This window comes from Bradyrhizobium sp. ORS 86 (genome assembly GCF_045571475.1).
Classification (GTDB): Bacteria; Pseudomonadota; Alphaproteobacteria; order Rhizobiales; family Xanthobacteraceae; genus Bradyrhizobium.
Genome location: NZ_CP120699.1, coordinates 7448692 through 7471247 on the forward strand (window position 1 = coordinate 7448692; position 22556 = coordinate 7471247).

21 protein-coding genes are annotated in these 22556 nt (G+C 65.0%); 13 read left to right on the forward strand and 8 right to left on the reverse strand.

Going from position 1 to position 22556, the window contains the following annotated elements; translation table 11 throughout:
- The first annotated feature begins 260 nt into the window (after positions 1-260).
- Positions 261-902: a hypothetical protein gene (locus P6U25_RS34445; protein ID WP_407149180.1), complete on the forward strand. Its 642-nt coding sequence runs from the start codon at positions 261-263 to the stop codon at positions 900-902.
- Positions 903-1091: 189 nt separating this feature from the next.
- On the opposite strand, the gene P6U25_RS34450 is transcribed toward P6U25_RS34445, so the two are convergent.
- Both P6U25_RS34450 and P6U25_RS34455 read right to left on the reverse strand, forming a co-directional pair.
- Entirely contained in the window at positions 1092-1298 is a 207-nt protein-coding gene (locus P6U25_RS34450; RefSeq protein ID WP_407149181.1) for a hypothetical protein, read from the reverse strand.
- A gap of 40 nt (positions 1299-1338) precedes the next feature.
- Complete coding sequence (locus P6U25_RS34455) at positions 1339-2349, reverse strand: 2-dehydropantoate 2-reductase (RefSeq protein WP_407149182.1); 1011 nt, start codon at positions 2347-2349, stop codon at positions 1339-1341.
- A 150-nt stretch (positions 2350-2499) separates the two neighbouring features.
- On the opposite strand from P6U25_RS34455, the gene P6U25_RS34460 reads away from it, so the two are divergent.
- Positions 2500-3099: a YidB family protein gene (locus P6U25_RS34460; RefSeq protein ID WP_407149183.1), complete on the forward strand. Its 600-nt coding sequence runs from the start codon at positions 2500-2502 to the stop codon at positions 3097-3099.
- Positions 3100-3134: 35 nt separating this feature from the next.
- The gene (locus P6U25_RS34465) at positions 3135-3413 is read left to right on the forward strand and encodes a GlsB/YeaQ/YmgE family stress response membrane protein (RefSeq protein WP_407149184.1); all 279 of its coding nucleotides are present in this window, start codon (positions 3135-3137) and stop codon (positions 3411-3413) included.
- A 136-nt stretch (positions 3414-3549) separates the two neighbouring features.
- Here the strand turns inward: P6U25_RS34465 and P6U25_RS34470 are convergent, their stop codons facing one another.
- The gene (locus P6U25_RS34470) at positions 3550-4332 is read right to left on the reverse strand and encodes an SDR family NAD(P)-dependent oxidoreductase (RefSeq protein WP_407149185.1); all 783 of its coding nucleotides are present in this window, start codon (positions 4330-4332) and stop codon (positions 3550-3552) included.
- Between the two features lie 263 nt (positions 4333-4595).
- On the opposite strand from P6U25_RS34470, the gene P6U25_RS34475 reads away from it, so the two are divergent.
- Genes P6U25_RS34475 through P6U25_RS34485 form a run of 3 tightly spaced genes read left to right on the forward strand, consistent with a single transcriptional unit; the run spans position 4596 to position 7684 of the window.
- Positions 4596-5663 carry an acyl-CoA dehydrogenase family protein gene (locus P6U25_RS34475; protein ID WP_407149186.1) on the forward strand — a complete coding sequence of 356 codons (1068 nt, stop codon included), beginning with the start codon at positions 4596-4598 and terminating at the stop codon, positions 5661-5663.
- A gap of 23 nt (positions 5664-5686) precedes the next feature.
- Positions 5687-6847: an acyl-CoA dehydrogenase family protein gene (locus P6U25_RS34480; protein ID WP_407149187.1), complete on the forward strand. Its 1161-nt coding sequence runs from the start codon at positions 5687-5689 to the stop codon at positions 6845-6847.
- Positions 6848-6883: 36 nt separating this feature from the next.
- The gene (locus P6U25_RS34485) at positions 6884-7684 is read left to right on the forward strand and encodes an enoyl-CoA hydratase/isomerase family protein (protein WP_407149188.1); all 801 of its coding nucleotides are present in this window, start codon (positions 6884-6886) and stop codon (positions 7682-7684) included.
- Between the two features lie 158 nt (positions 7685-7842).
- Here the strand turns inward: P6U25_RS34485 and P6U25_RS34490 are convergent, their stop codons facing one another.
- The 4 genes from P6U25_RS34490 to P6U25_RS34505 form a co-directional block, all read right to left on the reverse strand.
- A complete protein-coding gene (locus P6U25_RS34490) occupies positions 7843-9957 on the reverse strand; it encodes an acetate--CoA ligase family protein (protein WP_407149189.1) in 2115 nt (704 codons plus the stop codon).
- A gap of 361 nt (positions 9958-10318) precedes the next feature.
- On the reverse strand, positions 10319-11068 hold the full coding sequence (locus P6U25_RS34495; protein ID WP_407149190.1) for a hypothetical protein: 750 nt from the start codon (positions 11066-11068) through the stop codon (positions 10319-10321).
- 3 nt (positions 11069-11071) lie between these two features.
- Positions 11072-11866, reverse strand: a complete 795-nt coding sequence (locus P6U25_RS34500; protein ID WP_407149191.1) for an enoyl-CoA hydratase — start codon at positions 11864-11866, stop codon at positions 11072-11074.
- 58 nt (positions 11867-11924) lie between these two features.
- Positions 11925-13130, reverse strand: a complete 1206-nt coding sequence (locus P6U25_RS34505; protein ID WP_407149192.1) for an ABC transporter substrate-binding protein — start codon at positions 13128-13130, stop codon at positions 11925-11927.
- Positions 13131-13284: 154 nt separating this feature from the next.
- Here P6U25_RS34505 and P6U25_RS34510 point away from each other — a divergent pair, with 154 nt between their 5' ends.
- The 3 genes from P6U25_RS34510 (at position 13285) to P6U25_RS34520 (ending at position 16583) form a co-directional block, all read left to right on the forward strand.
- Entirely contained in the window at positions 13285-14070 is a 786-nt protein-coding gene (locus P6U25_RS34510) for a thermonuclease family protein (RefSeq protein ID WP_407152696.1), read from the forward strand.
- 141 nt (positions 14071-14211) lie between these two features.
- Complete coding sequence (locus P6U25_RS34515; protein WP_407152697.1) at positions 14212-15627, forward strand: M48 family metalloprotease; 1416 nt, start codon at positions 14212-14214, stop codon at positions 15625-15627.
- 164 nt (positions 15628-15791) lie between these two features.
- On the forward strand, positions 15792-16583 hold the full coding sequence (locus P6U25_RS34520) for a transporter (protein WP_407149193.1): 792 nt from the start codon (positions 15792-15794) through the stop codon (positions 16581-16583).
- Between the two features lie 265 nt (positions 16584-16848).
- Here P6U25_RS34520 and P6U25_RS34525 read toward each other — a convergent pair whose 3' ends face one another.
- A complete protein-coding gene (locus tag P6U25_RS34525) occupies positions 16849-18141 on the reverse strand; it encodes an MFS transporter (protein ID WP_407149194.1) in 1293 nt (430 codons plus the stop codon).
- A gap of 190 nt (positions 18142-18331) precedes the next feature.
- On the opposite strand from P6U25_RS34525, the gene cyoA reads away from it, so the two are divergent.
- The 4 genes from cyoA to cyoD are packed head-to-tail and all read left to right on the forward strand — an operon-like array spanning position 18332 to position 22532.
- Positions 18332-19498, forward strand: coding sequence for a ubiquinol oxidase subunit II (gene cyoA / locus P6U25_RS34530; protein ID WP_407149195.1), 1167 nt, complete (start codon positions 18332-18334; stop codon positions 19496-19498).
- Positions 19499-19507: 9 nt separating this feature from the next.
- Positions 19508-21517, forward strand: coding sequence for a cytochrome o ubiquinol oxidase subunit I (gene cyoB, locus P6U25_RS34535; RefSeq protein WP_407149196.1), 2010 nt, complete (start codon positions 19508-19510; stop codon positions 21515-21517).
- A complete protein-coding gene (gene cyoC, locus P6U25_RS34540; RefSeq protein WP_407149197.1) occupies positions 21514-22143 on the forward strand; it encodes a cytochrome o ubiquinol oxidase subunit III in 630 nt (209 codons plus the stop codon). Before cyoB ends, cyoC begins: the two co-directional genes overlap by 4 nt.
- Complete coding sequence (gene cyoD, locus P6U25_RS34545) at positions 22140-22532, forward strand: cytochrome o ubiquinol oxidase subunit IV (protein ID WP_407149198.1); 393 nt, start codon at positions 22140-22142, stop codon at positions 22530-22532. The genes cyoC and cyoD overlap by 4 nt, the downstream gene beginning before the upstream one ends.
- Positions 22533-22556 lie beyond the last annotated feature (24 nt).

The window sequence follows — 22556 nt, forward strand, 5'->3', positions numbered from 1 at the left end:
ACGGATTGTGAGCGAGGTCTCGGCGGCGATTGCGGCCGCGGTCGAGGCTTCCAAGTTCCACATTACCGTGGGCGGCACGAACCGCGTCACACAAGGGAACCAGCCCTTGATATTGAGAATACAGGTCAATTTTGACCGTTGTGTCCGATCCGTCACACCGCACAGGCACCGCAATCTTCCACAACGGACGTGACAAGCTGCCCCAAAATGGCAAAAATTGGCGGAAATCGTGACCGCTGATTTGCGCTGGGACCTTGTCCGTGATTGCGAGCCGTTCATCGGTATATGCCATTGCCGCGGTGGCCGCCTGCCTTGAGCTGGCGCCGGTGACCGCGCATGCGCAGTGGTGGCGCAGCGGACCGAAAGACTTCGAGGAATGCGCCGATATCGCCGAGAAGGCGAAGACGAAGGAAGACAAGACCGCGCAACTCGGCGAGTGCAACGCCAAGTTTGCCGGGCGCCGCAAGCCCGGCGGCGGCTACACCTATTACGACTTCATGCAGGACCGCAGCTTCGACATCGCGGGTCCCAATCCGACGCCGGACGAGCAGAAGAAGATCGATCAGGAATACACGGTTTATCTCGAGCAGCAGCGCCGCTCGAACATCGTCGCGGCGCTCAACGCCAAGCAGCTTCAGGAAGAGGAAAAGCTGCAGCAACCACCGCCACAGCAACAATCGCAGCCCAAGCAGATCCCGCCGGCCACGGTGCACAGTGTACCGGCGCGCGTGCCGATCCCGGTCGCAAGCCCGGTCAAGCAGGCCGCGCGCATCAGGGCCGCGCAGTGCGCCAAGAACTCCTTCTCGTGCGAATGGCCCCGGCTGTCGCAAAGCCTCGATGATCTCAAGAAGCTGTTCACTTTTCAGCCATCGCCCCCGGGGCGGCCGGCGAAGCGGAGCTGACATCGCCTCGTCATGTTCTCGGCGTGCAGCAGTACAGCCGAATGTCGCGCTGACGCAAATAGCCACGTGGCGCCGGCATAGTCGGCCGCGCTTGCTGTAGCGGTCAGGCTCAGCACAAAGCCAAACACGAGGACGAACACCGTCATCCCGGACCGCCCCATTCAAATGGTGGCCGAGAACGACCGAGCATCAATGGGTGTGGTTACGCTTGCGATGTCGTGGCGCAATGTGCCTGGCAGCCGGCACCGGCCGCTCGCCTGATGCGGCCATCCGCGCTCGCTGCTCCTGCAACCGCGCATCATAGCCCGGCGACGGCACCACGGTCGGCGGCGCGGCCTGCGCGGACCACGCAGTGAACGCCGCAAGCGCGACAAGCACGATGCAAACCGGCTTCATGGCTTCCTCCCCACATGCGGCAACGCAATCGCGGCCGCAATCATGACACGACACCGCGGATCTGCTCGGGCGTCAGCCCCGGCGAGCCCTTGCCGTCGGCCTCCGCCCTCCGGATCAGTTGGATGACGCGGCGCGACAGCGGCACATCCAGCCCGCGACGATCGGCGATCGCGGTGATGACGCCCTGCAGATAGTCGATCTCGGTGCGGCGGCCGCGCTGCAGATCCTCCCACATCGAGGAACGTGCCCCGGGATCGATCTTCATGGTGCGGCCGAGCAGCATCATGAACAGTGTGTCCGGCAGCCGCAGCAGAGGCGGCATCCAGCTCGACGGCAGCGGCGTCGGCGACACCGGCCTGATGCCCTCGGCGCGCACCGCAGCCATTCCTTCCGCCATCTGATCGGCGAACAGGCGCCGCCAGTCGCGTTGCGCGAGCTGCTGGCGCAGCGGAATATCGGAGAGCGCGTTCAGCGCATTGTTGAGATTGACGATCAGCTTGCCCCACTGCACGCCGGCGATGTCGGAGGTCGCGCGGATGGCGAGACCCGGTGCCGACAGGCGTGCGGCGGTGCCGGCGGCGTCGCGGGCAATCACGATGTCGCCCGAGGTCGAGCGATGGAAGCGGCCATCGCCGAGCGCCACCACATTGAACGGCACCATGCCGCCGAGCACGCTGCGGCCCGGCAGCCGCTCGCGCAGCAGCGGCACGTTGCCGACGCCGTTCTGCAAACTGACCACGACGGCATCGGGCGAAGCATGGCGCGCGATCAGATCGGCGATCTCGCGCGTGTCGGCGCTCTTTACCGTGACCAGCAGCACGCGTACGTCGGCGAGGATCGACGGATCGTCCGACAGCATCAACCGATCGGCTGCGACAACTTGCTCGGAGCCGTCGACATCGGTGACCCGCAGGCCGCCGGCCGCGATCTCCTGCATGACGCGCGGCCGTGCCAGCAGCGCGACGCGGCGGCCGGATGCCGCCAGCATGCCACCGACAAAGCAGCCGATGCTGCCGGCGCCTGCAATGCCGATCGGCCGATCCCTGTTCATCTCCCCGAGCATCCGTTCAATTATGGCTCGATAGCAGACCTTGGGATGCCTGCCTATTCGGCGCTCCGCCGCGCGGGCGTGTCGCCTTGTAACCGTCATGGGCCGCAGCTATGTTTCGCGTTCGGGGCACAGTTGCGGCAGGAGACGACCATGGGTTTACTCGATGTACTCAACGGCATGCAGAACGGCCCCCGCGGACCGAGCGCGCCAAGCACACAATCCGACAGCTCCAGCGGCGGGGGAATGTCGCCGATGACGATGGCCATTCTGGCGCTGCTCGCCTGGAAAGCCGTCAAGCATTTCACCGGCGGCAACCAGCCGGGCACCGCGGCTCCGACGCCGACGCCGTCACAGGCTCCGCTGCCGCCCGGCAATGTGACCGCCGGCCTTCCCGGCGGGTCCGGCGGACTCTCCGACGTGCTCAAGGGCGGCCTCGGCGGACTGCTCGCCGGCGGCGCGGCCGGCACGGTTTTGAGCGGCGGCCTCGGCGACCTGCTCAACCAGCTCCAGCAGAAGGGTCACGGCGACGCGGCCAATTCCTGGGTGAGCAACGGCCCCAACAAGCAGATCTCGCCCGGTGATCTCGCCAACGCGCTCGGCGCCGACCAGATCGACTCGCTGGCGTCGCAAAGCGGCATGTCGCGCGACGATCTGCTGCAGGGCCTGAGCCGGTACTTGCCCGACGCGATCAATCACCTGACGCCGGACGGGCGGCTGCCGAGCGGTGACGAGCTGAGCGGCAGGCTGTAACGGCGGTTTGATTCCATCCGAGGAGGACCACTGATATGAGCGGCATCATCTGGGTGATCATCGTCGGCTTCGTCGCCGGCATCATTGCGCGCTTCCTGTCGCCGGGGCCGAACAACCCGAGCGGGTTCATTCTCACCACCGTGCTCGGTATCGCCGGCGCGTTCCTGGCCACCTTTGTCGGCCAGGCGATCGGCCATTACGGGCCCGAGCAGGGTGCAGGCTTCATCACCGCCACGATCGGCGCGGTGGTGGTGCTGTTTATCTGGAACCGGCTGGTCGCGGCGCGTGTGATCCCGGATTCGAGCAACAGATGACGCCGTAGGCGTCATCCCGGGGCGATGCGTAGCATCGAACCACAATTCGCAATTGCGAATTGTGGGATCTCGAGATTCCGGGTCTGGTGCTAACACACCATCCCGGAATGACGACGTTCAATTCACTGAATCACATTCACTGAATCAAATGCATGCCGGCGTCCATGCGGACGAACTCGCCGGTCATGTTGCTCGACGCGGGGCTCGCCAGGAAGCAGACCAGATTGGCGATGTCCTCCGCCGTCGACGCCACCTTCAGCGGCACCCGCGCCACCACGGCATCGCGCACCTGCTTGGCGCCTGCCTCGCCACGACCCTTGGTGAACCATGGCGTATCGATATAGCCCGGGCACACCGTGTTGACGCGGATCAGGGGCGCGAGCGCGCGCGCCAGCGACTGCGTCATGGTGTTGAGCGCGCCCTTGCTCGCGGCATAGGCGACCGACGAGCCGCCGCCGGAAATGCCGGCGACCGAGGAGACGTTCACCACCGCCGACGGCCGGCCCGAGGCCTTTGCGCCGGCCTCAAGCAGGCTGCGCGCTGCGCGCACCATCTGGAACGGGCCGATGGTGTTGACGGCATAGATGCGCTGGAAGTCCTCCGCCGTGAGCCCGTCGAGATCGTGATGCGGCACATGCTTGGTGGTGCCGGCATTGTTGATGAGCACGTCGAGGCGGCCCCAACCTTGCGCGGCGGCGGCGATCTTCTTGCAGTCCTCATCGCGCGAGACATCGCCCTGCACCGCCAGCACCTCGGCGCCCTGCTTGCGGCAGGCTTCCGCGGTGGTTTCCGCCTCCGCCTTGCTGTTGGAATAGTTGATGATGATGCGCGCACCGGCCGTGGCGAGGATTTGCGCGGTGGCGGCGCCGAGTCCCGATGCCGATCCCGTCACGATCGCGCACAAACCTTCCTTCGACATCTGCGTTTTCCTCTTCGTTGTTCTCTGACACATGAAGTCCGGCGGGGGCATACCATATTGCGCGCGGCCGTCCCGGAAAATCTGCGAAATCCGCACTGCGGAATTAGATTCGTCGCATGGCTGTTCGCATGCCGCAGCCGCAAGCGGCCCTGCGGGCAGCGCTTGTCACAGCTATGGCTTTTCCGCATCATTGAGCGCAAGACAACACCGCGAAGCATGACCGGCCGAGAGCCGGCTCTAGCCAAATCAACACGAGGAACGCTGTGGCGGAGAGTGAGAACATCGTTGCCGAGACTGCGGAAAAGATTTTCGCCGATCTCGCAGATGCCCAAACCATCAATCACGACAAGCAGGGCGCATGGAAAGCGCCGCTGTGGCAGGCGCTGACCGAAGCCGGCCTGCCGCTCTCCTGGGTGCCGGACGATCTCGGCGGTTCCGGCGCCAGCCTCGCCGAAGGCTTCAGCGTCCTCAACGTTGCCGGGCGGCATGCGATCGCTGTTCCGCTGGCCGAAACAATGCTCGCCGGATGGCTCTTGACGCAGGCGAAGATCGCCTCCCCCGAAGGCGAGATGACGGTGGTGCCGGCAAGCCCGAAGGACCGCATCACGCTCAATGCCGACGGCAGTCTCTCCGGCCGCGCCCGCGGCGTGCCGTTCGCGAAAGAGGCGAAGCATGTCGCGGTGCTGGCCCACGGCAATGGCGGCACGTCGATCGCGCTGGTCGACGCCGCGAAGTGCCGGATCGAATCCGGCATCGGCCTCGGCGGCGATCACAGTGACACCGTCACGCTCGACAAGGTGCAGCCGATCTCCCTCAAGCCCGCGCCGAAGGGTTTTGACCAGACCACGCTGATGCTGATGGGCGGCGTGGTGCGCAGCCTGCAGATCGCAGGCGCACTGGAATCGCTGCTGGATATCTCGGTGGGCTATTCCAACGAGCGCGTCGCCTTCGAGAAGAAGATCTCGAAATTCCAGGCCGTGCAGCACAACCTTGCCCGTCTCGCCGGCGAGTCCGCCGCGGCGCTGGCCGCGGCGACCTCGGCAGCCGACACCATCGTCAACGCGACGTCGCTGGACACTGACGCGGTGTTCCTCGAAGCGGCGTCCGCAAAGATCCGCTGCTCGGAAGCGGCGGAAAAGGGCGGCGGCATCGCGCATCAGGTGCACGGCGCGATCGGCTTCACCGTCGAGCATATTCTGCACCGCTACTCGCTGCGTGCGCTCGCCTGGCGCGACGATTTCGGCTCCGAGAGCTACTGGGCGGTCGAGCTCGGCAAGCGCGTCGCCGACCGTGGCGCCGACGAATTGTGGCCGCTGGTGGCCTCGCGCTGAGATCCGGACATTAGAGACATCACATGACCGCAGCCCTTCGTTTCGATCCGATCCGCCTGCCGGAAAAGTGCGAGCAGCTCCGCAAGGAGGTGCGCGCCTTCCTCGCCGAGGAAATCGCCGCCGGCACCTTCGATCCCCATGCGCCCAACCGCGAGGACAATGACGCGCCCGAGTTCTCCCGCCGCGTCGGCGCCAAGGGCTGGCTCGGCATGACCTGGCCAAAGAAATATGGCGGCCAGGAACGCTCGTTCCTCGAACGCTATGTGGTGACCGAGGAGATGCGGGTGGCGAACGCGCCGACCCGGCGCTTCTTCGTCGCCGACCGCCAGAGCGGGCCGGTGCTGCTGAAATACGCGCCCGAGCACATCAAGATGGATATCCTGCCGCGGATCTGCCGCGGCGAGCTCTGCTTCGCCATCGGCATGAGCGAGCCGAACTCCGGCTCCGACCTGTTCGCGGCGAAGACCCGCGCGACCAAGACCGACGGCGGCTATCTGATCAACGGCACCAAGATCTGGACCTCGTCGGCGCACATCGCCGATTACATGATCGCATTGTTCCGCACCTCGCCGCCGACCAAGGAGAACCGCCGCCACGGCCTGACCCAGTTCCTGGTCAAGATGAAGCAGCCGGGCATTCAGGTGAACCCGATCGGCCAGATCACCGGACAGCGCGAGTTCAACGAGGTGGTGTTCACCGATTACTTCGTGCCCGACGATCACGTGCTCGGCGAGATCGACGGAGCCTGGAAGCAGGCGACCTCCGAGCTCGCCTATGAGCGCAGCGGCCCCGAACGCTTCCTCGAGACCTACTATGTGCTGACCGAGCTGGTGCGCGCCGTCGGCAAGAATCCGGACACCCGCAGCGCGGAAGGCATCGGACGCCTGGTGGCGCAGGTCCACACCATGCGCCGCATGTCAGTGTCGGTCGCCGGCATGTTGCAGGCCGGCAAGGAGCCGGTGGTGGAAGCCTCCATCGTGAAGGACATCGGCACGGTGTGGGAGCAGCAGCTCCCGCATCGCGTCCGCGATCTTGCCGCCTTCGTCGAGGAGACCGTCACCAACCGCGAGACGCTGGAAAAGCAGCTCGACTTCGCCATCAAGACCGCGCCCAAGCTGACGATCCAGGGCGGCACCACCGAGGTGCTGCGCGGCATCATCGCCCGCGGCCTGGGCCTGCGCTAGCCGCGCGAGCCCACACAGATTCAACGAGGACAGATCATGACCAAGTACACTGATATCGGCGTCGAAACCCACGGCCACGTCGGCCTGATCGAAATCCGCAAACCCCCGCTGAACTTCTTCGACGTCTCGCTGATCAACCAGATCGCCGACGCGCTGGAGGAGTTCGACAACAACATCGAGATCCGCAGCTCGGTGCTTGCAGCGCAAGGCAAGGCGTTCTGCGCCGGCGCCAATTTCGGCGATCCGGCCCGCCAGGAGCAGGAGGAGCGCGCCAAGACCGATCCAGCCTCGAACCTGCCAATCAACCACCTCTACGTTCAGGCGGTGCGCATCTTCCGCAACAAGAAGCCGATCGTCGCGGCCGTGCATGGTGCCGCGATCGGCGGCGGCCTCGGGCTTGCCGTCTCGGCCGACTTCCGCGTCGCCTGCCCCGAGACGCGGTTCTCGGCGAATTTCACCAAGCTCGGCTTTCATCCGGGCTTCGGCCTCACCGCGACGCTGCCGGAGCTGATCGGCAAGAACAATGCGGAGCTGATGTTCTACACCAGCCGCCGCGTCACCGGCGAGGAGGCCTATCGCTGGGGCCTTGCCAACGTGCTGGTGCCGCAGGACCAGGTGCGCGCTGCCGCGATGAAGCTCGCGCAGGAGATCGCCGAATGCTCGCCGCTCGGCCTCGTGTCCACCCGCGCCACGATGCGCGCCGGGCTCGCCGACCGCGTGCTCGCCGCAACCAACCATGAGCTGGTCGAGCAGACCAAGCTGCGCGCCACCGAAGACTTCAAGGAAGGCGTCAAGGCAACAGCCGAGCGCCGCATCGCCAACTTCAAGGGCCGGTAAGCGCGCAAACGCGGCTCTCTCAACACGGTCGTCCCGGCGAAGCCGGGACCCATACGCCGCGGTCCGCGGAAAGGGTACAAGCGGCGTCGGCTTCTCTCACAATTCAATTCGGTGGTTATGGGCCCGGGCCTTCGCCGGGGCGACGTGAGGGGAAGTCACTACTTTCTCGGCACCACCAGCGCATCGACGATGGTGACGCCCTGCCCCTCCGGGTGCACCAGCACCGGATTGACCTCGATCTCCGCGATCTCGCCGGCGTGCCGGGCCGCCAGCAGCGATATCTCCGAGATCAATCGCGCCAGCGCTGCGACATCCGCCTTCGGCGCGCCGCGGAATCCCTGCAGCAGCGGCACGGCCTTCAGCGTCTCCAGCATCGCCGATGCCTCCGCCGCGCTCACCGGTGCCGGACGATAGACCACATCCTTGAACAGCTCCGTGGTGATGCCGCCGAGCCCGACCATCACCATCGGCCCGAACGTCTTGTCGATCATGGTGCCGACGATGATCTCGACGCCCTTCTTCGCCATCGGCCCGACCAGCACGCCCTGGATCGCGGCCTGCGGCCGGTGCGCTTGCACGTTCTCCAGCATATCGCGATAGGCCGTGAACGCCTCACCCTTGGACCGGATGTTGATGCGAACGCCGCCGAGCTCGCTCTTGTGCGGGATATCAGGTGACTGGATCTTCATGACAACAGGAAATCCGGCCTGCGCGAGTGCGGCGTCGAGCCCGTCGCGCTCGGTGACCAGCACCTCTTCCGGCAGCGCGATGCCGGCCGCGCGCAGCAGCGACTTGCTGTCGAACTCGGACAGCACCTTCGATTTCAGATACACAGAGAGATCGTGCCCCGGCGACGCCACGCTCTCCATCTCCGGCACGAGCCTGAACTTCGCATAGTCGGCCAAGCGCCGCATCGCGACTCCGACATGCGTCAGTCCCGAGAGCACCACGACGCCGGATTTCGCCAGCTCCCGCCGCGCGAATTGCGACGGCAGCGTGTAGGAATAGAACACCACGGGCTTCCGTTGCGCCGCGATCACGGGCTTCAGCTCGTCCTCCTTGAACGGCATCCGCGTCTCGCTCGACAGCGACAGCACCACCAGCGTCGCGTCGACTTCATCGGACGAATCGAACAGCTCGATGCTCTTCTGCAAGCCGCCGCTGGAGACGCCCTGCGCGGTCACGTCGACCGGATTGCCCGCCGCGCCATAGGACGGCATCCACTGCTTGATCCGGCTCTGGACCGCCGTTGAGAGCTCGGGCACGCGCAGGCCTTGCATCGACACCGTGTCGGCACTCCAGATGCCGGCGCCGCCGGAGACGGTCAGCACCGCGACGCGATCGCCCTTCGGCAGCGGATTGGTGGTGAGAACGGCGGCGATCGTCACGGCCTCATCGAGGTCGTTGGAGACGATGAAGCCGTATTTGGCGAACACCGCGTCATAGGCCGCCGACCAGCCCGCCATGCTCGCGGTGTGCGAGGCGGCCGCACGCTCGCCGGCACCGGAGCGGCCGACCTTGGTCACGATCACGGGCTTCCTGAGTTCCGCCGCCCGCTTCGCCGCCGCCGTGAACTTGTCGACGTCGCGGATGCCCTCGATGAACAGCAGGATCACATCGGTGGATGCATCCTGAACCATGTAGTCGAGGAACTCGCCGGCGCCGAGATCGCTCTCATTGCCGGCGCTGACGACGTAGCTGAGCGCGACACCCAGCGCCTTGGCGCGGTGATAGATCGCAAAGCCGATGCCACCGCTCTGCGCGACGATGCCGATTCGCCGCTGGCTCGCGACCAGATCGGGCGCGTCCGGCTTGACGTCGACGGTCGGGCTGAAGGTGGCGGCGACCTTCTGCACCTGGCTGTAGAAGCCTTCGGCGTTCGGGCCCGAGATCCGCATGCCCGTCTTCCGCGCCAGCGCCACGATCGCATCCTGCATCGCCGCGCTGTCGCCACCCTCCTCGGCAAAGCCGGACGAGATGATGACGGCGTTCTTGACGCCGACGGCCGCGCACTGCTCCAGCGCCGCCAACACCGCGCGGGCGGGGATGACGATAACGGCAAGATCGATCGGCGCGCCGATGTCGGCGATCGACTTGAAGCATTTCAGCCCGTCGATCTCGTCGTAGTTCGGATTGATCGGATAGAGGTTGCCCGGATAGCCGTTCTTGCGCAGCATGCCGAGCAGCCGGCCCGGAATCTTCTCGTGATCGCGCGAAGCGCCGATCAGTGCGATGCTCTTTGGTGCGAAGAAGGAATCGAGCGGATGCGGCATGGGGACGTTTCCGATTGTTGTTGTTGGCGCCAACGATATTGAATTGCCGCAACGAGCTCAATCCTACGCCCGTCATCCTGAGGAGGCCGCAACGCGGCCGCCTCGAAGGATGACCGGTCGTAGATACGTAGCCCGGATGGAGCGGAGCGCAATCCGGGTGCTGCTCATCCGCCGCAAAGCGCTCCATCCGGGCTACAGTCTTCCGTCATTGCCAGCCAACGGGTCGCGCGAATGCGCGCCCGATGATAGGCTCCGCGAAACAATCCATCGCGCGGCATATGCGGAGCATATGGATTGCTTCGTCGCTTCAGCGCAAAATTGCTTTGCAATTTTGTCGCGAGCTCCTCGCAATGACGACCAACTAGGTCGTCACCTTAAATCTCACGCCGCAGAGCAGGAACTCGTCACCCGGCACCGCGCAGCCCCTGGCCTTCGCGGCTTCCAGCACCATCGTCTTGTTCGCGACTTTGAACGTCAGGCCGCTCATGATCTCGGTCTCGCCCTTGACGAAGCGGAAGGTGCTGTTCGGCAGCTTCAGCGTCGTGTCGGTTGCGGCGATGCCGATGATCCTGCCCCAATGCTCCGCCAGCGCTTGCGGTTCGGGGCTCTGCATCTCGACCTCGGTCAGCGCCAGGGTCGTATCCTTGCGGATCGACTGCTGCCAGGTGGGACCGGCCGGCGGATAGGGGCCGAGAATGTCGTCACTGCCGTCGGTATGATTGAACTCGATGAAGGCAGCGCGGCAATCACGCGGGTGCAGTTGCACGCCGTGATAGGGCGCGTGCGTGATCACGTTGGCGGTGCGCACGCCCATCGCATTGGCCTTGGCACCGCGCGCGTCGGGATCCTCGCAACAGAAGATCGCCATATAGCCACCACGGCCGCCGGTCTTCTCGATGAAGCGGCCGGCCGCCGTGCCCGGCTGGAACGGCGCGACCACCTCGAGAAGGATGGTGTCGACCGGCAGCAGCGCATTCTCCAGGCCGTACTTTGCGACGTTACCGTCACGGTAGCAGACGTCGAGGCCCATGATCGCGGAGATGTCCGAGATCACGGGCTCGAGCTGCGGCGCCACCAGGCAGATCTGCCGCAGCCGCATGTACTCGGCCATCGGTTACTGTCCCTGGAAGGTGGGCTTGCGCTTCTCGACGAAGGCCTTGGCCGCCTCCTTGTGGTCGGCGGTCTCGCCGGCGCGCGAGTGATGGATCGCTTCGCCGTCGAAGCAGGCTTCCAGCGTCATCGTCTCGGCATTGTTGATGTTGCGCTTGATGTAGCCGAGCGCCACCGACGGTCCCTGCGCCAGCGATCGCGCGACTTCGAGCGCCGCCGCATCGATCTCGGCATCTGGCACCACCTTGCTCACCATGCCGAGACCAAGGGCCTCCTGTGCCGACAGCACCGGCGACATCAGATAGAGCTCGCGCGCCTTGGCGCTGCCGAGCATCTTGGTGAGGAAATAGGTGCCGCCATAGTCGCCGGAGAAGCCGACCTTGGCGAAGGCGGTCGTGATCTTGCAGGAGGCGCTGGCGACGCGGAGATCGCAGGACAGCGCGATCGACAGCCCGGCGCCGGCCGCCGCGCCGTCGAGCTGCGCCACCACCGGCTTCGGCATCTGATGCAGGATGCGCGAGACTTCCATGCCGCGGCGCAGGTTCGCCATCTTGGTCTCGAACGGCAGCGGCGCGCGCCCTTCCGCCATCGACTTGACGTCGCCGCCGACGCAGAACGTGCCGCCGGCGCCCTTGATCAGCACCGCGCGCACCTCGGGATCGTCCTGCGCGCGGCGCGCCGCATCCACCAGCCCGCGCGTCATGTCGGGATTGAGCGCGTTGCGCCGATCGGGACGGTTCATCATGATCGTGAGCAGGCCCTGGTCGAGGGATTGGAGGACCATCTGGTTGTCGCTCATGGCGTTTTGCCTTTCGTTGTTGTTGGTTGTTGTGGCGTCACGTGACTTCGTCACTCCGTCACTTCTTCACCAGCGGACAGCGCGACTCCGCCAGCGACTGGAACGCCTGGTCGCCCGGCACGGTCGCGAGCAGCTTGTAATCATCCCAGCGGCCCTTGGACTCCGACGGCTTCTTGACCTCGAACAGGTACATGTCGTGCACCATGCGGCCGTCCTCGCGGATCTTGCCGTTCTTGGCGAACATGTCGTTGATCGGGGTCTCCTTCATCAGCTTCATGACGGCGGCCGAATCGGTGGTGCCCGCGGCCTTCACCGCCTGCAAGTAATGCAGCACGGAAGAGTAGACCCCGGCCTGCGCCGAGGTCGGCACCCGCTTGGTGCGCTCCATGAAGCGCTTGGTGAAGGCACGGGTGTCGTCGTTGAGGTCCCAGTAGAAGGCTTCGGCCAACAGCAGGCCCTGCGCGGTATCGAGCCCGACGCTGTCGATATCGGTCACGAAGGCGAGCAGCGGCGACAGCTTCTGGCCGCCCTTGCTGATGCCGAACTCCGCGGCCTGCTTGATCGCGTTGATGGTGTCGCCGCCGGCATTGGCGAGCCCGATCACCTTAGCCTTCGAGGCCTGCGCCTGCAGCAGGAAGGATGAGAAGTCCGAGGTGTTGATCGGATGCCGGACGCTGCCCAGCACCTTGCCGCCGGACTTCACCACCACGTTGGAGGTGTCCTTCTCCAGGTCCTGACCGAAGGCGTAGTCCGCGGTCAGGAAGAACCAGGTGTCGAGGCCGGATTTCACCGCGGCGAGCCCGGTGACGTTGGCCTGCGCGAAGGTGTCGAACACGTAGTGCACGGTATAGGGACCGCAGGCCTCGTTGGTGAGGCGGATCGAGCCGGGCCCGTTGAACATGATGATCTTGCCGCGTGCCTTGGCGATCTCGGCGGCGGCGAGCGCAGTTGCGGACGCCGCGACGTCGAAGATCATCTCGACATGCTGGTTGTCGAACATGTCACGGGCGATGTTGGCGGCGAGGTCGGCCTTGTTGAGATGGTCGCCGACGACGACCTCGATCTTGCGGCCGAGCACCTCGCCTCCAAAATCCTCCACCGCCATCTTGGCGGCGGTCTCGCTGCCGGAGCCGGTGATGTCGGCATAGAGGCTCGACATGTCGAGGATACCGCCGAGCTTCAACGGGGGCTTCTCCTGCGCCAGCGCTGTATTCGCCGAAATCGCAAGCACGCAGGCCAGCACGCCGGCCAAAACTCGTCTCATCAAACCCCTCCCTGGAAGCCCGCGCCGCATTCCATCGCGGCCGGTCCGTTTCACGCGCGCGGGATCATGCCGCATGCCATTCACAGCGGCAAGTCGCGGAGCTGGCTCACGTTTTCCGCTGAACGGAATGGCTGAAATGTGCGAAGATCGATCGATGCAAGGATGGTCGATGTGGATTCCGCCGATATCCATTCGCCGCGCACTCATAGTCTGCGCGGCGCTGCTTGCTTGCGGCAGAGGCCACGCCGCAGGATGCAACTTCGAGACCCAGGGCGAAGGCCGCGTTGCCGCTGTTGTCGATGCACGCAGCTTCCGTCTGGACGACGGCCGCGAGGTCAGGCTCGCCGGCATCGAGGTGGCAGACGTGGCGAAGGCCCGCGCAGCCTTGTCCGGGATCTTGGCCGGGCGCGAGGTGACCTTGCGCGGCGGCGACGACATGCCGGACCGCTACGGCCGTCAGCCGGCCTATGCTTTCCTCGCCGACGCCGACACGTCCGTGCAGGGCGAGCTGTTGCGGCGCGGCCTCGCGCTGGTGTCACCCGACGTGACCGATAAGGATTGCGCGGCGACGCTGATGGCCGCGGAGGCCGAGGCCCGGCGGGCCCGGGCGGGAACCTGGGGCGAGGCCACCGTCATAAAAAACGCCGAAAGTCCGGGCGATATTTTGGCCGGAATCGGTCGGTTTGCTGTGGTCGAGGGCCGGGTTTTGTCGGTACGGCAGGCCGGGGCCACAACCTATCTGAATTTCGGCCGAAACTGGACACAGGACTTTGCGGCGACTATTTCAAAGCGCATAGTCCCTGCGTTTGAGGCGGCCGGGCTCGCGCCCAAGTCCCTCGAAAATCGAAAGATTCGCGTCCGAGGCTGGGTGGAAGCGCGACGTGGGCCACGTATCGAATTGCTCCGGGTGGGGCAGATTGAAGTGCTCGGCGAGAACTAGGGGATGTGCCCGTACTGGCCGTACCCCGGCCGGTTCATTCAACAATTGCGAGCTGTAGACTTGAGAAAGCGTGCAGGACGGCGTGAGGGAGTGACAGGCCGCCGCCTTGCGGCTGCGCTGCCGCTCGTCTGCGCCGCGCTGATGCTCGCAGCCTGCAGCAATGTCGGCCGGTTTGAGCAGGTCGCGCCCACCGCGGCGGCGGCCGTCCCGGTGAAGCCGAACCGCATCGTGCAGCAAACGCCCGCGACCGAGCGCGAGCACGAGCGGATCCTGTCCTCCTATGGCGGCGCCTATGACGATCCGAAGCTCGAGGCGCTGATCAGCAAGATCGTCGAGCGGCTGGTTGCGGCCTCCGATCGGCCCGACCAGGCCTACAAGGTCACCATCCTCAATTCCGGCGCGGTCAACGCCTTTGCACTGCCGACCGGCCAGCTCTACGTGACGCGCGGGCTGATTGCGCTCGCCAGCGACACCTCCGAACTCTCCTCCGTGCTCAGCCATGAGATGGCGCATGTGCTGGCCAAGCACGCCTCGATCCGCGAGGACCAGGCTCGGCAGGCCGCCGTGGTGACGCGCGTCGTCACCGACATGAGCAACGATCCCGATTTGACCGCGCTGGCGCTGGCCAAGACCAAGCTGACGATGGCGAGCTTCTCGCGGCAGCAGGAATTCGAGGCCGACGGCATCGGCGTCGGGATCGCCGCACGGGCGCATTTCGATCCCTACGGCGCCTCGCGATTCCTGAGCGCGATGGAGCGCAACGCGGCGCTCAAGATCGGCAGGACCGCGCTCGATCCCCGCGCACAGGACTTCCTGTCGTCGCACCCGGCAACGCCCGAGCGCGTCGCCAATGCCCAGGCGATCGCGCGGCAATACACCTCGCCCGAGAACAACGACCGCGACCGCGAGGCCTATCTCGCCGCGATCGACAACATCGTCTATGGCGAGGACCCGAGCGAAGGCTTCGTACGCGGCCGCCGCTTCCTGCATCCAAAGCTCGGCTTCACCTTCACGGCACCCGACAACTTCACGCTCGACAACACCGCACAAGCCGTGATCGGCGTACGCGAGGGCGGCAGCCAGGCGATGCGCTTCGACGTCGTCCGGGTGCCGGCCGAGCAGTCGCTCGGCGACTATCTCAATTCCGGCTGGATGGAAGGCGTCGAGAAGTCATCGACCGAAGACCTCAACATCAACGGCTTCCCGGCGGCGTCGGCCACGGCCCATGGCGACCAGTGGCAGTTCAAGGTCTATGCGCTGCGCTTCGGCACCGACGTCTACCGCTTCATCTTCGCTGCCAAGCAGAAGACCACCGAGAGCGAACGCAATGCGCGCGAGACCGTCAACTCGTTCCGCCGCCTGACGCTCGAGGAGATCCAGGCCGCGCGGCCGCTACGCATCAAGGTCATCAACGTGCAGCCGGGCGACACCGTGGAATCGCTGTCGCACCGGATGGCCGGCGTCGATCACCCGGCCGAACGTTTCCGCGTGCTGAACGGGCTCGACGCTCACGCGCAGGTGAAGCCGCGCGACCGCGTCAAGATCGTGGTGGATTGAGGCGCGATCGCGTAGCCCTCGTTGCGCGCCAAATGATTATACGCGGCCGACGCCTGCCTCATCCCTGAAGTTTTTTCACTAGGCCGGGAATATCCGTACGCGCCCGCCGATCCATATCGGAGCTGCCACCTCCGCAGCCGCGCCGCGCCATTGGAGCATCCCCAGTGTTTCTCAATCGCCTCGGCGCCGTCGCTCGCATGCTCGCTGTGCTCGCAGTTGCGGCAGCCTCCGCCGCACGCGCGGATAGCTGCCCCAAGGCGAGCGACGACATCGCGACCGACCGGCCCGACGTTACCAATTCGAGTATCGTCGTGCCGGTCGGCAGTTTGCAGAACGAGAACGGCGTCAACCTGACCTCGCGTGACGGCGGCCGCACCATCGACGGCAGCAACAGCCGGTGGCGGCTGGGCATTGCGCCCTGCCTCGAGGTCCTGGTCGACCTGCCAAGCTACTCCGGCCGTTTGAAATCGTCCGCCGTGTCGGGCTTCTCGGATGTCACCCCGGCGGTGAAATGGCAGATCAGCCCGGTGCCCGGCAAAATCGATCTGTCGATCACGGCCGGCGTCGCGCTGCCGACCGGTGCAACCGACATCGCCGGGCGCGGCGCTCAGCCCTATATCCAATTGCCGTGGTCATGGGAGCTGCATGACGGCTGGGGCGTCAGCGGCATGTTCACCGAATTTGTCCGTCCGGCCGAGCGGACGGGACGGCACATCAGCGAGACGACCTTCGTGATCGAGCGCAAGCTGACGGAGCGAGTGAGCGTGTTCACCGAATATGTCGGCGACTATCCCGATGGCGCGCGGCCGACCCAGCTCATCAACTCCGGCGGGATGTATCATGTGACGCCGACGCAGCAGCTCGACGTCCATGTCGCGTTCGGCCTCAACCGCAATTCACCGAACTATATTATCGGCGTGGGATATTCGTTCCGCGTCGACGGATTGTTTCGGTGAGGATGTAGATGTAGATGTATCGGCTGATTTGCGGGGCATTCCCACCTCCCCTTGAAAAGGGGAGGTCGCTTTGCTCGCTAGAGCAAAGCGGGTGGGGATCTTCTCTCTCCGCATACAGCGTCGCCAGCGGCTGACCCCCATCCCCACCTTCCCCCTTTCAGGGGGAAGGAGAAGAGCCCGGATGGAGCGCAGCGCAATCCGGGACAAGTCCGTCCGCGGGGAGAGCGGTCCCGGATTTCGCTGCGCTCCATCCGGGCTACAGGTATCACCCCTCGGCTTCGCGCAGGCCGCTCAGCCACAGCGCGAGCAAGGTCCAGACTGCGCCCGACAACAGATATGCGCCCGCCGAGATCAGCCCGAAATGGGTTGCCAGCAACAGCGCAGCGAGCGGGGCGAAGCCGGCGCCGAACAGCCAGGCCAAATCCGACGTCAGCGCGGAGGCCGTGTAGCGATAGGCCCGCGCGAAGCTGGACGCGATCGCGCCCGAGGACTGCCCGAAGGAGAGACCAAGCAGCACGAAGCCGAGCACCATGTAGACCGTCTCGCCGAGCGGACCGGCATCGAGCAGTTGCGGCGCGAAGCCGCTATACACCGCGATCGCGATCGCCGAGCCCAGCAGCAACGGCTTGCGGCCGACCCGGTCGGCGATCATGCCGGAGGCGACGATCGCGGCGACGCCGACCATCGCGCCGATCATCTCGATGATCAGGAAGCGCACCGGGCTTTCCTTGGTGAACAGGAACACCCAGGACAGCGGAAACACCGTCACCATGTGGAACAGGGCAAAGCTCGCCAGCGGCGCGAACGCGCCGAGCAGGATGTGGCGGCCCTCCTGCCTCACCGTCTCGCCGACGGGTGCCGGCTGCAGGTCGCGGCTTTCGAACAGTTCGGAATATTCATCCGTTGCCACCATGCGCAGCCGCGCGAACAGCGCCACGACGTTGATGGCAAAGGCGACGAAGAACGGATAGCGCCAGCCCCAGTCGAAGAAATCCTCCGCCGACAGGTTGCCGGCGAAGAAGGCGAACAGCGCGCTCGCCACGATCAGCCCGAGCGGCGCGCCGAGCTGCGGCACCATCGCGAACCAGCCGCGATGCCGCGCCGGCGCGTTCATCGCGAGCAGCGAGGCGAGACCGTCCCAGGCGCCGCCCCAGGCGATACCCTGCGCGACCCGCGCCGCAGCGAGCAGCCAGATCGCCGCCACACCGATCTCGCTGTAGCCGGGCAGGAATGCGAGCGCCACCGTGGCCGTGCCGAGCAGAAACAGCGCAATGATGAGCTTGGCGCCCTTGCCGTGGCGGCGGTCGATCGCCATGAAGATGACGGTGCCGAGCGGTCGGGCAGCGAAGGCGAGCGCAAACAGCCCGAAGGAATAGAGGGTGCCGGTCAGCTCGTTGACGAACGGGAACACCAGCTTCGGAAACACGATCACCGAGGCGATCGCGTAGACGAAGAAGTCGAAGAATTCCGAGGTGCGTCCGATGATGACGCCGATGGCGATTTCGCCGGGTTTTGCATGCCCGTGACCTGAAGAAGTCGCCGGGTTGCCGTGAGCCATTGCTGGGGCCTGTGCCATCGCGCCGTGAACCGTCCTTGGAGTGAGGCCGCGGACAGACTTTGCCGCGCGGTCCAATCGACTGTTTCGCGCCCTATCTCGCAGTGCAACATTGGACAAATTGTCCAATGTCCGTTTTGTTGCATCGCAGCTACCCCTTGGCGGAACTCATAAAATTCCAGCGGGGTAAGCTGTGCGCGCCTTGAAATTATTGGCCTTATTGCCGTTTGTGGCCCTGCTCGGCGGGTGCGATTTCGTCGTCCTGGCGCCTGCCGGCGACGTCGCCGCCCAGCAGCGCGACCTCGTCGTCATCTCCACCGTTTTGATGTTGCTGATCGTCCTGCCGGTGATGGCGCTGACGGTGTTCTTTGCCTGGCGCTACCGCCAATCCAACACCGCCGTGCCCTACGAGCCGGAGTGGGATCACTCGACCCAGCTCGAGCTCGTGATCTGGTCGGCGCCGCTGCTCATCATCGTTTGCCTGGGTGCGCTAACCTGGATGGGCACCCATCTGCTCGATCCCTACCGCACGCTTGGCCGCATCGATGCCGGCAAAGCGATCGAGAGCAAGGACGCGCCGCTCAATGTCGAGGTGGTCGCGCTCGACTGGAAGTGGCTGTTCATCTACCCGGACTACGGCGTCGCCGCCGTCAACGAGCTCGCCGCTCCGGTCGATCGCCCGATCCGCTTCCGCATCACGGCGTCCTCCGTGATGAACTCCTTCTACATCCCCGCACTGGCCGGCCAGATCTACGCCATGCCCGGCATGGAGACGAAGCTGCACGCCGTCGCCAACGAGCAGGGCACCTTCAGGGGCTTCTCCGCCAACTACAGCGGCGCCGGCTTCTCCGGCATGCACTTCGCGTTCAAGAGCCTCTCGGCCTCCGATTTCGACAAGTGGATCACGAACGCCAAGGCCAGCAGCAACATGCTCGGCCGCAGCGACTATTTGCAGCTCGAGCGCCCGAGCCAGAATGAACCGGTTCGCCTCTACGGCTCGGTCGATCGCGACCTCTACAAAGCGATCCTCAACATGTGCGTCGAGACTGGCAAGATGTGCGTGAGCGAGATGATGGCGATCGACGCCAAGGGCGGCCTCGGCCGCGAGGGTCTCAACAACACGCTGCCGCTGACCTACGACAAATACGCGAGGCGTGGCGCGCCGCTCGGCAACCAGCCGACCTTCGTCGCCGGCATCTGCTCGATCGACGAGCTGAAGGACACGCCGTCGCGCGAGATCTTCGCGCCGTCGGACATGACCCCGCTGCGCGGCGTCGGCATGAAGCGCCCGCCATTCTCTCCCGCCCATCCGTCATCGACGTCGCTGCTGTTTGGGCAGCGTTCGAAATCAGAGTCCTAAGAGGGCCGCATGTTCAACAATCCTGAAATCATCAAGGCGATCTTCGGCCGCCTCAATCTGGACGCGCTGCCGCTGCACGAGCCGATCCTGGTCGGCACCTTCGCCGTGGTCGCGACCGGCGGCCTCGCGCTGTTCGCCGCCGTCACCTATTTCCGGCTGTGGGGCTATCTGTGGCGCGAGTGGTTCACCACCGTCGATCACAAGCGCATCGGCATCATGTACATGATCCTCGGCATCGTGATGCTGCTGCGCGGCTTCGCCGACGCTCTGATGATGCGCCTGCAGCAGGCGATCGCCTTTGGCGGCTCCGAGGGCTACCTCCCGGCGCATCACTACGATCAGGTGTTCACCGCGCACGGCGTGATCATGATCTTCTTCGTGGCGATGCCGCTGGTCACGGGCCTGATGAACTACATCATGCCGCTGCAGATCGGCGCCCGCGACGTCTCCTTCCCGTTCCTGAACAATTTCAGCTTCTGGATGACGGTCGGCGGCGCGGTGCTGGTGATGGCCTCGCTGTTCGTCGGCGAGTTCGCCCGCACCGGCTGGCTCGCCTATCCGCCGCTGTCGAATATCGGCTACAGTCCTGACGTCGGCGTCGACTATTACATATGGGGCCTCCAGGTCGCCGGCGTCGGCACGACACTATCGGGCATCAACCTGATTTGCACCATCGTCAAGCTGCGCGCCCCGGGCATGACGATGATGAAGATGCCCGTCTTCACCTGGACCACGCTCTGCACCAACGTCCTGATCGTCGCCTCCTTCCCGGTGCTGACGGCCGTGCTGGTGCTGCTGTCGCTCGACCGCTACGTCGGCACCAATTTCTTCACCAACGACTTCGGCGGCAGCCCGATGATGTACGTGAACCTGATCTGGATCTGGGGCCATCCCGAGGTCTACATCCTGGTGCTGCCGGCGTTCGGCATCTTCTCCGAGGTGACCGCGACGTTCTCGGGCAAGCGGCTGTTCGGCTATACCTCGATGGTCTACGCCACCGTCGTCATCACCATCCTGTCCTACCTGGTCTGGCTGCACCACTTCTTCACGATGGGCTCCGGCGCCAGCGTGAACTCGTTCTTCGGCATCACCACCATGATCATCTCGATCCCGACGGGCGCGAAGATGTTCAACTGGCTGTTCACGATGTATCGCGGCCGAATCCGCTTCGAGCTGCCGATGATGTGGACGGTGGCGTTCATGCTCACCTTCGTGATCGGCGGCATGACCGGCGTGCTGCTCGCGGTGCCGCCGGCCGACTTCGTGCTGCATAACAGCCTGTTCCTGGTCGCGCACTTCCACAACGTGATCATCGGCGGCGTGCTGTTCGGCCTGTTCGCCGGCATCAACTACTGGTTCCCGAAGGCGTTCGGCTTCAAGCTCGATCCGTTCTGGGGCAAGCTGTCATTCTGGTTCTGGGTTACGGGTTTCTATGTCGCCTTCATGCCGCTCTATGTGCTCGGCCTGATGGGCGTCACCCGCCGCCTGCGCGTGTTCGACGATCCGAGCCTGCAAATCTGGTTTATCATCGCGGGCATCGGCGCATTCCTGATCCTGCTCGGCATCGTCTCGATGCTGGTGCAGTTCGCGGTGAGCTTCTTGAAGCGCGAGCGGCTCCGCGACGTCACCGGCGATCCCTGGAACGGACGCACGCTGGAATGGGCCACCTCGTCGCCGCCGCCGAGCTACAACTTCGCCTTCACGCCTGTCGTCTACGACAACGACGCGTGGTGGGACATGAAGCGCCGCGGCTACAAGCGTCCGCTGTCCGGCTTCAAGCCGATCCACATGCCCTCCAATACCGGAACCGGCATCATCCTCGCCGGCCTCGCAACGGTGATGGGATTTGGCCTGATCTGGTACATCTGGTGGCTTGCTGCCGTCAGCTTCATTGGGCTGCTCGCGGTCGCGATCGGCCACACCTTCAACTATCACCGCGACTTCAACATCCCGGCGGATGAAGTGAGTCGGGTCGAAGACACGCGGACGCATTTGCTTTCCGCGGGAGCAAAGTCATGACTGTAGCAACCGTCTCCACGCAGAATTCCGAACCGGTCTTCCACGTCATCGACGAGCACGCGCATCCCGAAGGCGCCAGCACCATGCTGGGCTTCTGGATCTACCTGATGAGCGACTGCCTGATCTTTGCGATCCTGTTCGCAACCTTCGGTGTGCTCGGCGGCAACTACGCCGCCGGTCCTGCGCCGAAGGACCTGTTCGATCTCAACCTCGTCGCGCTCAACACGACGATGCTGCTGCTCTCCTCGATCACCTACGGCTTCGCCATGCTGACGATGGAGAAATCGAAGATCGGCGCGACGCAGGCCTGGCTCGCGATAACAGGACTGTTCGGCCTCGCGTTCCTCGGCATCGAGCTCACCGAGTTCGCGCACATGATCCACGAGGGCGCGACGCCGCAGCGCAGCGCCTTCCTGTCGTCGTTCTTCACGCTGGTCGGCACCCACGGTCTGCACGTCACCTTCGGCCTGGTCTGGCTGACGACGCTGATGGTGCAGGTCGCGCGTTTCGGCCTGATCGAGGCCAACCGGCGCCGCCTGATGTGCCTCTCCATGTTCTGGCACTTCCTGGACGTGGTCTGGATCGGCGTCTTCACCTTCGTCTATCTCCTGGGAATGCTGCGATGACCTCAGACTCTCACGCCCTGCCATCCAACGCCGGCGATCACGGCCACCACGCCCACGACGCGGCGGCGCACGGCACGCTTTCGAGCTACCTGATCGGCTTCGGTCTCTCCGTCGTCCTCACCGCGGTGCCGTTCTGGCTGGTGATGACCGGCGCAATCGCGGACAAGCAGGTCACCGCGCTGATCGTGCTGTTGCTCGCCGCGGTGCAGATCGTGGTGCACATGATCTACTTCCTGCACATGAACACCCGGTCCGAGAACGGCTGGACCATGATGGCGCTGATCTTCACGGTCATCATGGTGGTGATCGCGCTGACCGGATCGCTGTGGGTCATGCATCACCTCAACATCAACATGATGCCGATGCACGACATGAGCCAGATGCCGTGACGATGCGGTCGTCCAGGCCCTCTG

Bases quoted from the DNA above. Each gene is read 5' to 3' on its own strand.
- P6U25_RS34450 (WP_407149181.1), bottom strand. From the start codon at position 1,298: ATGAAGCCGGTTTGCATCGTGCTTGTCGCGCTTGCGGCGTTCACTGCG.
- P6U25_RS34455 (WP_407149182.1), bottom strand. From the start codon at position 2,349: ATGAACAGGGATCGGCCGATCGGCATTGCAGGCGCCGGCAGCATCGGC.
- P6U25_RS34460 (WP_407149183.1), top strand. From the start codon at position 2,500: ATGGGTTTACTCGATGTACTCAACGGCATGCAGAACGGCCCCCGCGGA.
- P6U25_RS34465 (WP_407149184.1), top strand. From the start codon at position 3,135: ATGAGCGGCATCATCTGGGTGATCATCGTCGGCTTCGTCGCCGGCATC.
- P6U25_RS34470 (WP_407149185.1), bottom strand. From the start codon at position 4,332: ATGTCGAAGGAAGGTTTGTGCGCGATCGTGACGGGATCGGCATCGGGA.
- P6U25_RS34480 (WP_407149187.1), top strand. From the start codon at position 5,687: ATGACCGCAGCCCTTCGTTTCGATCCGATCCGCCTGCCGGAAAAGTGC.
- P6U25_RS34485 (WP_407149188.1), top strand. From the start codon at position 6,884: ATGACCAAGTACACTGATATCGGCGTCGAAACCCACGGCCACGTCGGC.
- P6U25_RS34490 (WP_407149189.1), bottom strand. From the start codon at position 9,957: ATGCCGCATCCGCTCGATTCCTTCTTCGCACCAAAGAGCATCGCACTG.
- P6U25_RS34495 (WP_407149190.1), bottom strand. From the start codon at position 11,068: ATGGCCGAGTACATGCGGCTGCGGCAGATCTGCCTGGTGGCGCCGCAG.
- P6U25_RS34500 (WP_407149191.1), bottom strand. From the start codon at position 11,866: ATGAGCGACAACCAGATGGTCCTCCAATCCCTCGACCAGGGCCTGCTC.
- P6U25_RS34505 (WP_407149192.1), bottom strand. From the start codon at position 13,130: ATGAGACGAGTTTTGGCCGGCGTGCTGGCCTGCGTGCTTGCGATTTCG.
- P6U25_RS34510 (WP_407152696.1), top strand. From the start codon at position 13,285: ATGCAAGGATGGTCGATGTGGATTCCGCCGATATCCATTCGCCGCGCA.
- P6U25_RS34515 (WP_407152697.1), top strand. From the start codon at position 14,212: ATGCTCGCAGCCTGCAGCAATGTCGGCCGGTTTGAGCAGGTCGCGCCC.
- P6U25_RS34525 (WP_407149194.1), bottom strand. From the start codon at position 18,141: ATGGCTCACGGCAACCCGGCGACTTCTTCAGGTCACGGGCATGCAAAA.
- cyoB (WP_407149196.1), top strand. From the start codon at position 19,508: ATGTTCAACAATCCTGAAATCATCAAGGCGATCTTCGGCCGCCTCAAT.
- cyoC (WP_407149197.1), top strand. From the start codon at position 21,514: ATGACTGTAGCAACCGTCTCCACGCAGAATTCCGAACCGGTCTTCCAC.
- cyoD (WP_407149198.1), top strand. From the start codon at position 22,140: ATGACCTCAGACTCTCACGCCCTGCCATCCAACGCCGGCGATCACGGC.